The sequence below is a fragment of the Pseudomonas paraeruginosa genome (assembly GCF_003025345.2).
Classification (GTDB): domain Bacteria; phylum Pseudomonadota; class Gammaproteobacteria; order Pseudomonadales; family Pseudomonadaceae; genus Pseudomonas; species Pseudomonas paraeruginosa.
Genome location: NZ_CP020560.1, coordinates 5,993,738 through 6,007,551, shown reverse-complemented (window position 1 = coordinate 6,007,551; position 13,814 = coordinate 5,993,738). Strand labels below are relative to the sequence as shown.

Sequence of the window (13,814 nt, the reverse complement as noted above, 5' to 3'; positions counted from 1 at the left end):
CTCAGTCGCCGAGCACTTCGCGGCGCAGCTTCACCGGCTCTTCGCCCCGCTTGCGCGCGGCGGCGCCGCGCATGCGGATGTTCAGCGCCTCCACGGCCAGGGAGAAGGCCATGGCGAAGTAGACGTAGCCCTTGGGTACGTGGACCTCGAAGGCTTCGGCGATCAGCACGGTGCCGACCACGATGAGGAACGACAGGGCGAGCATCTTCAGCGACGGGTGCTTGTCGATGAAGTCGCTGATGGCGCCGGCGCAGAGCATCATCACCAGTACCGCGACGATGATCGCCGCGACCATCACCGGCACGTGGGAGACCATGCCGACGGCGGTGATCACCGAGTCCAGGGAGAACACGATGTCGATGATCGCGATCTGGACTATGGTGCCGATGAAGCCGCCCGCCGAGCCTTTCGGCTGCTCGCCGCTCTCTTCCTCGCCCTCCAGGCCCTGATAGATCTCCGAACTGCTTTTCCAGAGCAGGAACAGTCCGCCGAAGAACAGGATCAGGTCGCGCCCGGAGATACCCTGGCCGAACAGGTGGAAGAGGTCGGCGGTCAGGCGCATCACCCAGGTGATCGACAGCAACAGCAGGATCCGCGTGACCATCGCCAGGGCCAGGCCGAAGAAGCGGGTGCGCGGCTGCAGGTGCTTCGGCATGCGCCCGACCAGGATCGAGATCATGATGATGTTGTCGATGCCGAGGACGATCTCCAGGGCGGCCAGGGTGAAGAACGCAATCCAGATTTCCGGGCTGGTCAGCCATTCCATGAAGCGGTCACTCGTCTCGGTCAGTCACTGAAAAGGGGGAACAGGCCCAGCAGCAGGGCCATGGCGAGGATCGCCAGGCACACCAGCACGGCCCATTTCAGGGTGAAGCGCTGGTGGTCGCCGAAGTCGATCTTGGCCAGGCCCACCAGCAGGTAGGTGGAGGGCACCAGCGGGCTGAGCAGATGCACGGGCTGGCCGACGATCGAGGCGCGGGCCATTTCCACCGGGGTGATGCCGTATTCGGCGGCGGCCTGGGTGAGGATCGGCAGCACGCCGTAGTAGAAGGCGTCGTTGGACATGAAGAAGGTGAACGGCATGCTCACCAGCGCGGTGATGGTCGCCAGGTACGGGCCCAGCGCCGGCGGGATCACCGCCAGCAGGCTCTTGGACATGGCGTCGACCATCCCGGTGCCGGAGAGGATGCCGGTGAACACCCCGGCGGCGAAGATCAGCGAGACCACCGCGAGGATGTTCTCGGCGTGTGCGCCGATGCGCTTCTTCTGTTCCTGGATGCACGGGTAGTTGACGATCATGGCGATGCCGAAGGCGATCATGAACAGCACCGGCATCGGCAGCAGGCCGGCGATCAGGGTCGCCATCAGGACCACGGTGAGGAGTGCGTTGAACCACAGCAGCCTGGGCCGGCGCGCCTCCGGGTACTGCGATACGCTGATCTCCGCCAGGTCCTCGTGGTCGGTGGGCAGGTGCAGCTCGCCGAGGCGGGCGCGCTCGCGCTTGCCGTAGATCCAGGCGATGGCGAAGATCGCCAGCAGCCCGGCGATCATCGCCGGGATCATCGGCACGAAGATGTCCGCCGGATCGACGTGCAGGGCACTGGCCGCGCGGGCAGTGGGACCGCCCCAGGGGGTCATGTTGAGCACGCCGCTGGAGAGCATGATCAGGCAGGCCATCACCAGCGGGCTCATGCCCAGGCGGCTGTACAGCGGCAGCACGGCGGCCACGCAGATCATGTAGGTGGTCGAGCCGTCGCCGTCGAGGGAGACGATCATCGCCAGCGCCGCGGTGCCCAGCGAGACCTTCAGCGGGTCGCCCTTGACCAGCCGGAGGATCTTGCGCACCGCCGGGTCGAACAGCCCGGAGTCGATCATGATGGCGAAATAGAGGATGGCGAACATCAGCATCACCCCGGTCGGCGCCAGGGTACGGATGCCGTCGAGCATCATCGGGCCGAGGCCGGCGGCGAAACCGCCGAGCAGGGCGAAGGCGATCGGGACCAGGATCAGCGCGATCAGCGCGGACAGGCGCTTGGTCATGATCAGGAACATGAAGGTCGCCACCATGGCGAAGGCGAGCAGGGTCAGCATGGGAACACTCCGGGAAGACGGCGGACGGGCGGCGTGCGATCAGCAGGCGGCGTGCGGTAGGCGTCGCGCGGACGGAGTGCGGCTGCGGGCATGTGCGGAACGGGGCATGGCAATCACCATTGTTGTTTTTGTACGGATAAGCGGGCGTCTCGCGGACGCGCCGTCGTGACCGGTCTTCTGCCGGTGGTGGGCGGATGCTACGGCGGGAAGCTTTCAGGCAGCTTTCGCTGGATAACGGCGGGAAACGTGCGGGTAATTCCGGATATGTGGCCGATCAGGGCTGCCAGGCGAGGAGCGCCGCGGCCAGTTGCAGGTCGCTGTAGCCGGCGTTTCCCGGGGACTGCCGCAGGACCCGCAGGGCCGCCTGGAGGTATGCGCCGCGGATCGCACCGTCGCTGGCGACGAAGCTGGCGGCGTCGTCCCGCGCCTGGACGAGCTTGTCGCCTTCGTCAGAACTGGACTCCTGTGCGCTGACGGTGGTGCCGATGAACGGGCCGACGGTGGTGAAGGCCGCCCAGAAGAAGGTGGCAGCGCCGGGTTCGTCGTCGAATTCGGGAACCACCTTGATGAAACCGAAGGTCGGTTGGCAGAACAGGCAGAGCGCAGTGAGGGCGGCGGCGACGCGTCCTGTCGTCATGGGCTTCCTTGCAGCACGAGGAGTACGCCGATCAGGGTGGCGCCGGCAAGCAGGGTTTGCAAGGTGATGATGCCCGCCATCAGGTGGCCGTCGCCGCCCAGTTGGCGGGTCAGCACATAGGCGGTGGGCGCCGTCGGCAGGGCGAAGAACAGCACCAGCACGGCGCTTTCCATGCTCGGCAGACCCAGCCCGCGGGCGATGACGAAGGCCAGCAGGGGCATCGCCAGCAGCCGCGCCGCGCAGTTCCAGCCAAGGGCCGCGACTTCGCCGCCGAGTTCCTGGGGTTTCAGCGCCGCGCCGACGCACAGCAGGCCCAGCGGCAGGCTGGCCACCGCCAGCAGGTTGAGCAGGCGGTCGCTGCCGCCGGGCAGGCCGACGCCGGCCAGGTTGACCAGGGCACCGGCCAGGCAGGCGAGGATCAGCGGGTTCTTCAGGATCGGCAGGAGCAAGCCGCGCAGGCTGATGCCGCGCTCGGCGGTCAGTGCCCAGACCGACATCACGTTCACCGTCGGCACCATCAACGCCAGCATCAGCGCGGCCAGGGTCAGGCCCGGCTTGCCGTACAGGCTGCCGACCGCGGCCAGGCCGAGGTAGGTGTTGAAGCGCAGCACACCCTGGGCGATGGCGCCGAAGCGCCCGGCGTCCCAGCCGCGCCAGCGCTTGCAGAGCAACAGGGCGAGCCAGGCGACGCCGAGCCCGAGCAGTACGGCCAGAGCCTGGCGGGCCAGGCCGGGGTCGTCCAGCGGCGCGGTCGCCAGGTTGCTGAACAGCAGCGCGGGAAACAGGATGAAGTAGTTCAGGCGTTCGGCGGCAGGCCAGAAGGCTTCGCCGGGAAAGTCCCAGCGGCGCAGGGCGTAACCGCCGACGATGAGGGCGAACAGCGGCCAGAGGGAGTAGAGCAGAGCGGTCACGGGCACCCCCGGATGGTGGAATCCGCCCATCTTGCGAGGAGGCTGCGGCGCAGGGCAAGTCCGGCTTATGCTGAACCTTCCCGTGCGGAGGATTCGTCATGTCCGAAACCCATGCCGGCGGCTGCCACTGCGGCCACCTGCGCTACGCCGTCGCCGCGCCGCTGGACGACGTTGCCCATTGCCATTGCTCGATCTGCCGGCGCACCACCGGCGGCATCGTCACCACCTGGGCCACGGTGCCGCGCGCGGCGTTCCGCTGGCTGGCGGGCGAACCGGCGGAGTACGCCTCGTCGGCCAGTTGCACGCGCTATTTCTGCCCGCGCTGCGGGGCCAACCTGGCGCTGCATACCCGGCTCAGCGTGGACACCCTGGACTTCACCGTGGCCAGCCTCGACCACCCGGAGCGTGCTCCCGCCAACCGGCATATCTGGCTCGGCAGCCGCTTGCCATGGCTACACCTGGACCCGCAGTTGCCCGGGGAGGACGGGGAGTTCATCGCCGCAGCGGACGACCCGTGAGCGAAGCCCGGAGTTGGCACCTGTAGGGCGAATAACGCAGAGCGTTATCCGCCATTTGCGAGGCGCCGGAAGATCGCCGGGGGCCATGCGTCCTGCAGGCGCCTCCCTCAGGGCAGCATCAGCCCGCCCGCCGCCTTGTGCAGCTCGCGCAGGTGCGCACCGATCTCCTTGATATTGGCCTCGTTGGCTTCCAGCTCGGCGCGCCGCTCGGGGTCGAGCAGGGCGCGGACCTCGCGGTCGAGGTCGTCGCTGAGCCGGCGCAGGCGCGCCTGGCGTTCGCGGGTCTGCTCTTCCAGGTGCTTCCACTCGGCGGCCTGCGGCAGGCCGTAGCCGCCCTCCAGGAGTTCCGCCGGACGACTGAGGAAGCCGCTGTCGTCGAGGATCTGCTGGAAGGTCTTGCCGGCCACTTCCAGGCGCTGGTCGCCGGCCGGCTTGTCCAGGTGGCCGAGGTACAGGCGCTTCAACTCGTCCTGGGCGAGCAGCAGCTGGCGCCGCAGCGAGGCCTGCTCGAGCAGCAGCAGCGCCGCGCTGGCGCGCAGGTCGGCCTTGGCGAACCAGGGCTGGCGCTCCCTGGCCGGCAGCGCCAGCCAGTCCTCGACCTTGTCCTGGGGGATGTGCAGGCGCTGCTTGAGCACGTCGAACATCGCCTGGTAGCGGTCGCGGAAGGAGTCGAAGCGGTAGCCCAGGCGCAGGGCTTCCTTGGGGTCGTCGAGCACGCTGGGATCGGCCAGCTTGCGGTTCTCCAGCATCTCAAGCACGCCGTAGGGGGTGATGCTGTCCAGGCTTTGCAGCGGTCGCCGGGGGATGCCGCTGCGCAGCAGCTTGAGGGTTTCCACCGCGCAGTTGTTGGAGATGAAGTAATACTGGCCATCGTAGCTCCAGTGACTCTGCGCGGCGCGCTCGACCAGGCTGGCGACCTCCTCGCGGTCCAGCTTCAGCGGCACCGAGGCGAGGCTGCGCAGCTCGACCTTGGTGTATTCCTCGATCACCTGCGACAGCGGCAGGACGAACAGGCGCGACGGATAGGCGCCGGTCAGGCCGTCCCAGCTGGACAATTGCAGGTCGCCGACGAAGGCGCGGTAGGACAGCACCAGGTGCTGGTCGAGGTCCAGCCGGCAGTCCGGCCCGCGCGGCCGGCCGGGGGCGCAGATCACCAGGCGGAGCATGGTGTGGCCCCAGCGGCTGACCAGGTTGTCGTTGGCCTCGGCCAGCAGGTAGTCGACCTCGTAGACCCGCTCGGGGTCGAGCTGGCCCAGCGGCTGCTGGCCGAAGTCGCGGCCGGCGTTGAGGTAGGCGAAGCTCTGCGCGCAGGCACTGTGTGGCGGCGCCCAGCCGAAGCGTTGCTGGTAGTAGCGGTAGAGCGCCGGGCGGCGGCAGGCATAGCTGGGATCGAGGAGGAAGTATTCCATGTTCACCGCGACGAACTCGCGCGGGTTGCTCAGCTCGTAGACGTCCGGGCTGCGCAGGACGAAGCCGTTGTGCGCCTCGCGCCGTCCGCGCTGGCCGGCGCGCTGCGGCCAGCCGGCGAGATCGAGCAGGCGCGGGTCGTCGGAGAGCGTGAAGCGGCGTCCGGCCTGCCCGCGGCAATCGCCGGGCTGGGCGATCCGACCGAGGGTTTCCTCCTGGCGCGTGCAGCGGCGGATCTCGCGTTTTTCCTCCGGCGACCACAGGCGCGCGCGATCGTAGACGTGGGTCAGCTCGTGCAGCAGGGTCGCCAACAGCTCGCGCCGCTCGGTGCCGTGCACGCGCCCGGTCTGGCGGCTGGCGGCGCTGCCGTCGGTGAGATCGGCCAGGTACCTGCGGTTCAGCGCGATGCGCTCAGGACCACGGGCCTGGCCCATGCCGTTGGCGGGCAGGTCGTCGCGCCATTCGACCGCGATCTCGCGGTCCAGGCGCTCGCGGAAGGCCGGCGGCAGCTTGTCCGCGGCTTCGTCCAGCAGACGCTGGCTGGCCTCGCGCTGCGTGGGATCCAGCCCAGGCGCGTCGAGCTTCAGGCGCAGGGCCGCCGTCGCGCTGCCGGCTCCGCAGAGGGCCAGCGCCAGCAGCCAGGCGCAGGCCTTCCTCACAGGGCGAGGATGGCTTCGGCGAGGACCTGGTCGGAGGCTTCACGGGCTTCCGGCAGATGGCTGCGCAGGGTCCGCATCGCGGCTTCCAGCTGGGCGCCGCGGATGGCGCCGTCGCTGGCGACGAAACTGGCGGCATCGTCGCGCGCCTCGGTGACCACTTTCATGTCGCGCACGGAGGTGGTGGTGTCCGAGGTGAAGTCGATGCTGCGGTCCAGGGCGCGGACGATGATGTTGCTGGTCGCGACCACCGAGCGGGCCTCCGCGGCGGTGGCGCAGAGCGCCAGCAGCAGGGCGGCGAACAGGGGGCTATGACGCATGGAGCTACGGCGCATGGAGGTTCTCCGGGACGGTGGTGATCGCCTATTGGGCAAGAATTGCTTCGGCCAGTTCCTGGTCGCTGGCCGCCAGTTCGGGGTGCGCGACGCGCAGCCAGCGTAGCGCCGCTTCCAGGCGCGCACCGCGAATGCTGCCATCGCTGGCGACGAAGCTGGCCGCATCGCCCCGGGCATCGCGTAACAATTTGTTCTCGAACGGCGTGCTGGTCAGCTTGCTGGTGACGTAAAGGGACTTCGCGGTGAACGCCGTCGTGGTATCGAAGGCGTGCGCAGCGGGCGCCAGCAGGCAACAGAAGAGCAACGAGAATCGGCAACGCATGGGGTTGTGCGGAACAGGACTGGAACAGCCACCAAGGCTAACGGAATGTGCGGCGCGGAGCCAGTGTGGCCGGTCGGCCGGGTCATCGCCGCAGCCGGGCGGCTGCGGCGGCGGGGCAGGTGGCTCAGATGGTGAGGATCGCCTGGGCCAGTTGCATGTCGTTGGCCGCCAGGCTCGGCAGCTTGCCACGGATGTGGCGCAGCGCGGCCTCCAGGTGCGAACCGCGGATGTCGCCCTGGCTGGCGACGAAGCTGGCGGCGTCGTCGCGCGCTTCGAGGACGATCTTGTCGTCGCGGAACGAGTTGGTGATGTCCGAAGTGGCGTTGGAAGTCATGCCGGTGGCGCGAACCAGGGTATCCGTGGTGACCACGAAGCTGCTGGCGAAGGCGCTGGAGGCGCAGGCGAGCAGGGCAGCGGCACCGATCAGGCGCAGACGTTTCATGTGAGTTGCTCCGAACGAAGTCAGCGTAGACGGCCGCATCCACGCGGCCGTGTCAACGCTGAGACTAACCAACTGTGCGCCACGTCACCAGCGGCTCAGCGCCAGAAAGGTTTCGAAACTTCTACGTAGCGTTCGCTCGGGCTGATCGCCAGGTCGGCGAGGTCGTGTTCGCTCATCTGTGCCAGCAGCCGGCGGGACCGGACGTTATGGCGCCATCTGAGCAGGCAATCGCGCCAGTGCGAGGCTGTCGGGGACGATATCGGATGCGCTTGCGAAGAGTATCCCATGGCCTGTTCCTCATCCGCAGGGAGAGAGTTGAGCATGAGCGCGTTGTCGGGTGGCGGGCAGGGACAGGCCACGGGCGTTTCAGCGGAACAGCCCGCTGTGTACGCCGACTGTTCCGCTCGGGAAGTTCGCAGCTGTTCCACATTTGCGCCCGATCGACAGCTAGCTCCCTATTTGCTCGGGTTTTTCGCGAATGAAGTGAAAGCTGGTGCTATTCCGCATTTTTCACGGCAAGATGACGCGATCTTTGAATCGCCGCAGCACCGTCTCCAGATGGGCGCCAGGCGGCTGCGACAATAACGACATAACAATGCAGAGAAGGACGGGGTAGCAGTACCTGCGCGGATTTATGGCGGAAACGATCATTCTCATCGGCTCCAAGATCGGTAGGGATAGCATCCTGTCATCCCTTGGCAAGCCGGAATACAGCTACTTCTTCCTCCTACAGGAATTCCTCCCGGCGCTACATGCCTTGGGGCGGGTGATCGAAGTGGCGTCCACGGCGGAAGTCGATCGCCTGTTCGACGATTATTCGAGCAAAGGGCACCCGGTGGTGTTCCTGAGCTTCAGTCCTCCCCATCAGACCCCGCTGGGGCTGCGTTGCCCGACTGTGCCGCTGTTCGCCTGGGAGTTCGACAGTCTGCCGAACGTGGCCTGGGAGGGCGAACCGCGCAACGACTGGCGCTATGTGTTCGAAAGAGTCGCCGGCGCGGTGGTGACCAGCCGCGAGGCCGCGCAGTTGGTCAGGGAGGTTTCGCCGCTGCCGGTGCTGGCATTGCCGGCGCCCGTCTGGGCACGCTTCGCCGACTCCGAGCCGAGCGAATTGACGCTGGCGGCAAGAGCCTTTTCCTTTGCCGGACAGGTTATCGACAGTCCGCTGCTGGGCCTGAGCGCCGATGGGCTGGTCAGGCGGCCGCCGGTCGTAGAAGCAGAAGAGGCGCCAGCAGAGGAACCCACCGGAGAGCAGGTGGCGTCGCCGCCGCCCCGCAATACGCGCTGGGCGCTGAGCTGCCGGTTGGCGGAGGCCTGGTGGAACGAGATTCGCGGCTGTTATGCGAAACCTGTCGTCGTCGCCGAACCGAACGTCGCGCCACCAGCGCCCATCCAGCATGTGCAGGTCGATGGCGTGGTATTCACCACGGTGTTGAATCCGGCCGACGGGCGCAAGAACTGGGTCGACCTGATCACCGCGTTTTGCTGGGCGTTCCGCGACGTTCCGGATGCCACATTGATCGTCAAGATGACTCACCACGACCTGGAATACTACCGGATAGTGTTGATCACGCTGCTCTCCCGTCTGGCTCCGTTCGCTTGCCGCGTGCTGGTGCTCCATGGCTTTCTCGAGGATCCGCAGTATCGCGAACTGATGGCAGCTACCACGTTCTACGTGAACGCTTCCAGCGGTGAAGGGCTGTGCCTGCCCCTCATGGAGTTCCTCTGCGCCGGCAGGCCGGCGATTGCGCCGCGGCATACCGCCATGGCCGATTACCTGAACGACGATATCGCGCTTCCGGTGGCCTGTGCCCCCGAGCCGACCTGCTGGCCCCACGATCCCACCGGAATGCTGGTGACCCACCGGCATCGCCTGGATTGGCAGTCATTGATGGAGGCCTATCGCCAGGCCTATGCAATGGCGAAGGAGGAACCGGAGCGTTATCGCGCCATGCTGTCGCGAGCCAGACATGAGATGGAGGCGTTCTGTTCCGTGGAGCAGGTGAGTGGTGCCCTGGGGGACTTCCTGGGGCGAATTGCCGGTTCAGAGAGCACGACTCCCGGTTCCGTTGATTCGCTGCGGAGTCTGGCGTGATGAAAATCCTCGTTCATTCGGAAATATCGGCAGCAACCATCGCGCGTAGCCTGGGACTGCCCGACTACAGCTACTACTTCGTGCTCAAGGAATTCCTTCCGGTACTTCGGGAGCTGGGCGACGTAGTGGTGGTGGAAGCACCTGGGCGGGAAGTGGATGCGTTATACGACCAGGCCATCTCGGATGGCGAGTCCTGTGTGTTTCTCTCGTTCACTCCGCCGCACAAGACGCCTCTGGAGCTGCGTTGCCCAACTTTCCCGGTATTTGCCTGGGAGTTCGACTCGATTCCCAGCGAGCCATGGCTCGAAGAAGAGCAGCAGAACTGGGCCGTGGTATTGAAGCGCTGCGGGGCGGCGATCACCCATTCGGAGCTCACCGTCCGAGCTGTGCGCGATCTGCTGGGTCAGGAGTTCCCAGTGCTCTCGATCCCTGCACCGGTCTGGGACAAGTACGAAGGCTTGCGTTCCACCGCGACCGCTGGGCAAGTCCAGCACCGGCCCCTGCGGATCGCCCGAGGCGTGGTGCTCGACAGTCATGACGTGTCTCTGGCGCCCTATATGCCGGGCATCGATGCTGTCCAACGGGCGGTTACCGCCGCCCGGGGCGCCAGCGCCGGGTCAACGAGCGCGCCCAATCCCCGCTCGCCACTGAGGATCACCCTGGATTATCTGGGGCAGTGGTATCGACAGGTCCTGCTCGGCAGAGAACCTGCCGCGCCCGCGCCGGACGGGCAGGAGAAGCGACTCGAGCCGGAGAACCCGGTCGAACCGCAAGGCCTGCCCCCGGTTGGCGGGGAAAACTCCGAGATGCCGGTCCTGAAGCTGGCCGAGCATAGTCTGCAGCTTTCCGGTGTCGTGTTCACGGCGCTGTTCAACCCCTACGACGGGCGCAAGAACTGGGTCGATATGCTGACGGCGTTCTGCGCGGCGTTCCGCGACCAGCCGAACGCTACCCTGCTGTTCAAACTGGGCCATCATGAATACCAGTCGGCGATGAACGACATGCTGATGTGCATGGCCCGGATGCCAGCGTTCCGTTGTCGCGTCGTGCTGCTCCAGGGATTCCTCGAAGGAAACGACTTCGAGTCGTTGATCCGCGGTACGGCGTTCGTCGTCAATGCCTCCCATGGTGAGGGGCAGTGCCTACCGCTGATGGAGTTTCTCTCCTGCGGAAAACCCGCCGTAGCGCCACGGCATTCGGCGATGGCCGACTATATCGACGAGCGGGTAGCCTTCGTGGTGGATTCCTGGCTGGACGCTACCGCTTGGCCGCACGATCCGCGCCTGGCCTATCGCACACTGCGGCACCAGGTCGACTGGCAGTCGTTGGTGGCGGCCTATCGGGCCGCCTATACCTGCTATGCCGAACGGCCGGAACTGTACGCACGGATGTCCGCCGATGCCATTGAGCGCATGCGTGGACACTGCTCGCGCGAAGCCGCGCGGCGGAAGCTGGAGACCTTTCTCGAGCGGGAGGCGCTGGAAGCATGAGCCTGCGTCGTCTGTTGGAGGCCTGGCGAGGGCCGCAATCGTTGGAGAGGGAAAGGCCCGTCGAAGCTCCGGAGAATGCTCCGGATTACGTCGATTCGCGGGATTGCGGTCTGGTGGACGCGGTGCAGAGCGGCTGGTACCAGAGCGAGACCGACGAATTGTTCAAGGGCTTTCCGGTGGGTGCGGACGATGTGGTCCTGGATGTCGGCTGCGGCGCTGGCGGGGCAACCCTGTTCTGCGCCAATCGCGGCGCCCGGGTGATCTTCTCCGATGTGGTCGAGGAGAAGATCGAGGCCCTGCGCCAACGTGTGGCGTCGACCCCGGCACGGGATGCGCAGGGGATCGTCTCCGATAGCTGCCCGCTACCGCTGGAAGATGCCCTGGCGACCCGCGTTATCGCGCTGGAGATGCTCGAACACGTGGACGATCCGGCACAGGTGCTGGCCGAGCTGGTCCGGGTGGGGCAGCCAGGGGCTCTCTATCTGCTTGCCGTGCCGGATGCGGCTGGCGAGCATCTGCAGAAAAGGTTCGCACCGTCCTATTACTTCTCGGCGCCGAACCATGTGCGCATTTTCGAGCGCGAGCAGTTCGCCGGGTTGGTCAGGGAGTCGGGATTGGAGGTACTCCAACAGTCGACCTTCGGTTTCTACTGGACCTTGTGGATGTGCATCTACTGGACTTGCGCGCGGGCAACCGGTGCCGAGTTGGAGGGCGCCTCCCACGACGTGGTACAGCCGCCGTATCCGCCATTGCTCAACGATTGGGCGAAGCTGTGGCATCAATTGCTCAAGATGCCTGAGTCGGCGCCGATGAAGGCGGCCCTGGACGACCTGCTGCCGAAGAGTCAGGTGATTGTGGCGCGTAAGCCGGAGAGTCGCCGTTCATGAATCGTCGTATCGACGATATCGAAGTGCTGAGAGCCGTAGCGGTACTTTTCGTGGTGCTGCAGCACGCCCAGGGCAACCTCTTCAGTTGGTCGAGCCCGGCGCTGGAATGGTTCTACACCTTCATTGGCGGCTCTTTCGGCGTGGACCTGTTCTTCGCCATTTCGGGGTTCGTCATCGCCCGCGACTTGCTGCCACGCCTGCAGGCCAGCGGAAGCCGCAGGCAGGCCTGGTACATCCTGCTGGCATTCTGGGTCCGCCGTGCCTGGCGCCTCTGGCCGTCCGCCTGGCTGTGGCTCGCGGTGATCCTCGGATTGTGCTGGGGGTTCAACCAGAGCGGTGTGTTCGGCAGCCTGCGCGCCAACGCTGAGGCCACTCTGGCCGCATTGCTGCAAGTGGCGAATGTGCGCTTCGCCCTTACCTTCGGTGAAGGCGAAATCGGTGTCAGTTTCGTCTACTGGAGCCTGTCACTGGAGGAGCAGTTCTACCTGCTGTTCCCATTGCTGGCCTTGCTTGGGCGGCGCTACGTGCTGCCAGTGGTGCTGGCGCTGATTTTCCTGCAATGCTTCGCGCCGCGCCTGCAGTCGTTGTGGCTGATGATGCTGCGGACCGATGCGCTGGCTTATGGAATCCTCATTGCGATGATTCACGAGCGTTTCACTGCCGGACGGGTGCCTGCGTGGTTGCATGGTCGGCATCTTTCCCGCCTGTTGCTGGTCCTCGCCCTGCTGTGCCTGACCCTGCTGGCGAGTCGCCTGCCGGTGCCGTCCTTCAGTATGGGCCTGATTGCCCTGCTTTGTGCCGGGCTGGTCTGGATGGCGGCCTACGACGCGAACCTGATCTGCCCGCCGGGTTTGTTGAAGAGGCTATTGATATGGATCGGCAATCGTTCCTACGCGATCTATCTCATACATGTGCCGGCGTTCTTTTTCACTCGCGAACTGTTTTATCGCCTGTATCCAGAGGAACACGTCGGACCGGCATATTTCTTTCCTTACCTGGTGGTTTCCGTGGGTCTGATCCTCATGTTCAGCGAGCTTAACTATCGCTGGGTGGAAAGCCCGTTTCGTCGCTTCGGGGCCCGCCAGTCCAGAATTCTTCTCATACAGGGTCGGACGCCCGAAACCATGGCCGTGCTACCGGCCGAGCGTATCTAGGAGTCGCAATGCTGGAGTTCTTCAAGCGCATATCCGGGCGGCCTCAGCCCGTATCCGTATCCGAAGTGCCGACCGCACCGGCTGACGAGGCCGTCGAGGAGCAGTCCACCCTGACCGATGCCTATCTGAGTGGCTGGTTCCAGCAGGAGAGCGGCGAATTGTTCGAGGGTTTCCCGATCATGGCGGAAGACTCGATCCTCGACATCGGTTGTGGTGATGGACCCTTCGTGCAATTTTGCGCCCAGCGCGGAGCCGAGGTGATCTTCGCGGATATCGATGCGGCCAAGGTCGCTGCCGTCGAACAGGCTCTCCAGGGCTCGCCCGCGCGGGGCATCATTCCTCTGGTGACAGACGGTGATCCGATTCCGTTGGAGGATGCGCGGGTCAACAAAGTCGTGGCGATGGAGGTACTCGAGCACGTGGCCGATCCTGCGCAGTTCATGCGTGAACTGGTGCGTGTCGGCAAACCGGGCGCGCTGTACCTGCTTACCGTTCCCGATCCGCTTGGCGAAAGCGTGCAGAAAGAGTTGGCGCCGCCGGCTTATTTCGAGCATCCGAACCACATCCGGGTGTTCGAGCGTGATGATTTCGCCCGTTTGGTGGAGTCCGCCGGCCTGGTGATCGAACGGCGTACCCAGTATGGGTTCTACTGGTCGGTCTGGTGGTTCCTGTTCTGGGCCTGCAGGCAGGAACTGTCGCCGCCCTGGCATCCCTTGCTGGAGAGCTGGACGCGGACCTGGAACATGCTGTTGTCGATGGAGGACGGCCCACGCATCAAGAAGGCTCTCGACCGCGCCATGCCGAAGAGCCAGGCGATCATTGCCCGTAAGCCACTCTGAACTGAACGAGGACGAAGGCTGTGCAGGGATGTT

General features: G+C 65.7%; 15 protein-coding genes. 6 read left to right on the top strand and 9 right to left on the bottom strand.

Annotated elements, in window-relative coordinates:
• Position 1 precedes the first annotated feature (1 nt).
• The 4 genes from B7D75_RS28410 to B7D75_RS28395 all read right to left on the bottom strand — a co-directional run bounded on the left by B7D75_RS28410 (position 2) and on the right by B7D75_RS28395 (position 3,669).
• Positions 2-766 carry a TerC family protein gene (locus B7D75_RS28410; RefSeq protein ID WP_003151049.1) on the bottom strand — a complete coding sequence of 255 codons (765 nt, stop codon included), beginning with the start codon at positions 764-766 and terminating at the stop codon, positions 2-4.
• 20 nt (positions 767-786) lie between these two features.
• The gene (locus B7D75_RS28405) at positions 787-2,091 is read right to left on the bottom strand and encodes a CitMHS family transporter (protein ID WP_012078039.1); all 1,305 of its coding nucleotides are present in this window, start codon (positions 2,089-2,091) and stop codon (positions 787-789) included.
• 274 nt (positions 2,092-2,365) lie between these two features.
• Positions 2,366-2,728 (bottom strand): DUF2388 domain-containing protein, encoded by a 363-nt coding sequence (locus B7D75_RS28400; protein WP_053814846.1) that lies wholly within the window; start codon positions 2,726-2,728, stop codon positions 2,366-2,368.
• Entirely contained in the window at positions 2,725-3,669 is a 945-nt protein-coding gene (locus B7D75_RS28395) for an AEC family transporter (protein ID WP_079383520.1), read from the bottom strand. Before B7D75_RS28395 ends, B7D75_RS28400 begins: the two co-directional genes overlap by 4 nt.
• Positions 3,670-3,737: 68 nt before the next feature.
• On the opposite strand from B7D75_RS28395, the gene B7D75_RS28390 reads away from it, so the two are divergent.
• Positions 3,738-4,157, top strand: coding sequence for a GFA family protein (locus B7D75_RS28390; RefSeq protein ID WP_034080706.1), 420 nt, complete (start codon positions 3,738-3,740; stop codon positions 4,155-4,157).
• A gap of 107 nt (positions 4,158-4,264) precedes the next feature.
• Here the strand turns inward: B7D75_RS28390 and B7D75_RS28385 are convergent, their stop codons facing one another.
• The 5 genes from B7D75_RS28385 to B7D75_RS28365 form a co-directional block, all read right to left on the bottom strand.
• Complete coding sequence (locus tag B7D75_RS28385) at positions 4,265-6,223, bottom strand: DUF7844 domain-containing protein (RefSeq protein WP_107114626.1); 1,959 nt, start codon at positions 6,221-6,223, stop codon at positions 4,265-4,267.
• On the bottom strand, positions 6,220-6,540 hold the full coding sequence (locus tag B7D75_RS28380) for a DUF2388 domain-containing protein (protein ID WP_283250607.1): 321 nt from the start codon (positions 6,538-6,540) through the stop codon (positions 6,220-6,222). The genes B7D75_RS28385 and B7D75_RS28380 overlap by 4 nt, the downstream gene beginning before the upstream one ends.
• A gap of 43 nt (positions 6,541-6,583) precedes the next feature.
• A complete protein-coding gene (locus tag B7D75_RS28375) occupies positions 6,584-6,877 on the bottom strand; it encodes a DUF2388 domain-containing protein (RefSeq protein WP_034080704.1) in 294 nt (97 codons plus the stop codon).
• Positions 6,878-7,001: 124 nt separating this feature from the next.
• Positions 7,002-7,319: a DUF2388 domain-containing protein gene (locus B7D75_RS28370; RefSeq protein ID WP_003096907.1), complete on the bottom strand. Its 318-nt coding sequence runs from the start codon at positions 7,317-7,319 to the stop codon at positions 7,002-7,004.
• Between the two features lie 95 nt (positions 7,320-7,414).
• Complete coding sequence (locus B7D75_RS28365; protein ID WP_052177977.1) at positions 7,415-7,606, bottom strand: DUF1127 domain-containing protein; 192 nt, start codon at positions 7,604-7,606, stop codon at positions 7,415-7,417.
• Between the two features lie 347 nt (positions 7,607-7,953).
• Here B7D75_RS28365 and B7D75_RS28360 point away from each other — a divergent pair, with 347 nt between their 5' ends.
• Genes B7D75_RS28360 through B7D75_RS28340 form a run of 5 tightly spaced genes read left to right on the top strand, consistent with a single transcriptional unit; the run spans position 7,954 to position 13,781 of the window.
• Entirely contained in the window at positions 7,954-9,411 is a 1,458-nt protein-coding gene (locus tag B7D75_RS28360) for a glycosyltransferase family protein (RefSeq protein WP_034080703.1), read from the top strand.
• Positions 9,411-10,901, top strand: a complete 1,491-nt coding sequence (locus B7D75_RS28355) for a glycosyltransferase (RefSeq protein ID WP_185269349.1) — start codon at positions 9,411-9,413, stop codon at positions 10,899-10,901. Before B7D75_RS28360 ends, B7D75_RS28355 begins: the two co-directional genes overlap by 1 nt.
• Positions 10,898-11,788 carry a class I SAM-dependent methyltransferase gene (locus tag B7D75_RS28350; RefSeq protein ID WP_058130397.1) on the top strand — a complete coding sequence of 297 codons (891 nt, stop codon included), beginning with the start codon at positions 10,898-10,900 and terminating at the stop codon, positions 11,786-11,788. The genes B7D75_RS28355 and B7D75_RS28350 overlap by 4 nt, the downstream gene beginning before the upstream one ends.
• A complete protein-coding gene (locus B7D75_RS28345) occupies positions 11,785-12,942 on the top strand; it encodes an acyltransferase family protein (protein ID WP_034080701.1) in 1,158 nt (385 codons plus the stop codon). The genes B7D75_RS28350 and B7D75_RS28345 overlap by 4 nt, the downstream gene beginning before the upstream one ends.
• A gap of 8 nt (positions 12,943-12,950) precedes the next feature.
• Entirely contained in the window at positions 12,951-13,781 is an 831-nt protein-coding gene (locus B7D75_RS28340) for a class I SAM-dependent methyltransferase (protein ID WP_003152561.1), read from the top strand.
• The last annotated feature ends 33 nt before the right edge of the window (positions 13,782-13,814 follow it).

Coding starts and splice junctions, on each gene's coding strand:
- B7D75_RS28350 (WP_058130397.1), top strand. CDS start 10,898: ATGAGCCTGCGTCGTCTGTTGGAGGCCTGGCGAGGGCCGCAATCGTTG.
- B7D75_RS28370 (WP_003096907.1), bottom strand. CDS start 7,319: ATGAAACGTCTGCGCCTGATCGGTGCCGCTGCCCTGCTCGCCTGCGCC.
- B7D75_RS28405 (WP_012078039.1), bottom strand. CDS start 2,091: ATGCTGACCCTGCTCGCCTTCGCCATGGTGGCGACCTTCATGTTCCTG.
- B7D75_RS28380 (WP_283250607.1), bottom strand. CDS start 6,540: ATGCGTCATAGCCCCCTGTTCGCCGCCCTGCTGCTGGCGCTCTGCGCC.
- B7D75_RS28400 (WP_053814846.1), bottom strand. CDS start 2,728: ATGACGACAGGACGCGTCGCCGCCGCCCTCACTGCGCTCTGCCTGTTC.
- B7D75_RS28345 (WP_034080701.1), top strand. CDS start 11,785: ATGAATCGTCGTATCGACGATATCGAAGTGCTGAGAGCCGTAGCGGTA.
- B7D75_RS28340 (WP_003152561.1), top strand. CDS start 12,951: ATGCTGGAGTTCTTCAAGCGCATATCCGGGCGGCCTCAGCCCGTATCC.
- B7D75_RS28390 (WP_034080706.1), top strand. CDS start 3,738: ATGTCCGAAACCCATGCCGGCGGCTGCCACTGCGGCCACCTGCGCTAC.
- B7D75_RS28355 (WP_185269349.1), top strand. CDS start 9,411: ATGAAAATCCTCGTTCATTCGGAAATATCGGCAGCAACCATCGCGCGT.
- B7D75_RS28375 (WP_034080704.1), bottom strand. CDS start 6,877: ATGCGTTGCCGATTCTCGTTGCTCTTCTGTTGCCTGCTGGCGCCCGCT.
- B7D75_RS28395 (WP_079383520.1), bottom strand. CDS start 3,669: ATGGGCGGATTCCACCATCCGGGGGTGCCCGTGACCGCTCTGCTCTAC.
- B7D75_RS28360 (WP_034080703.1), top strand. CDS start 7,954: ATGGCGGAAACGATCATTCTCATCGGCTCCAAGATCGGTAGGGATAGC.
- B7D75_RS28410 (WP_003151049.1), bottom strand. CDS start 766: ATGGAATGGCTGACCAGCCCGGAAATCTGGATTGCGTTCTTCACCCTG.
- B7D75_RS28365 (WP_052177977.1), bottom strand. CDS start 7,606: ATGGGATACTCTTCGCAAGCGCATCCGATATCGTCCCCGACAGCCTCG.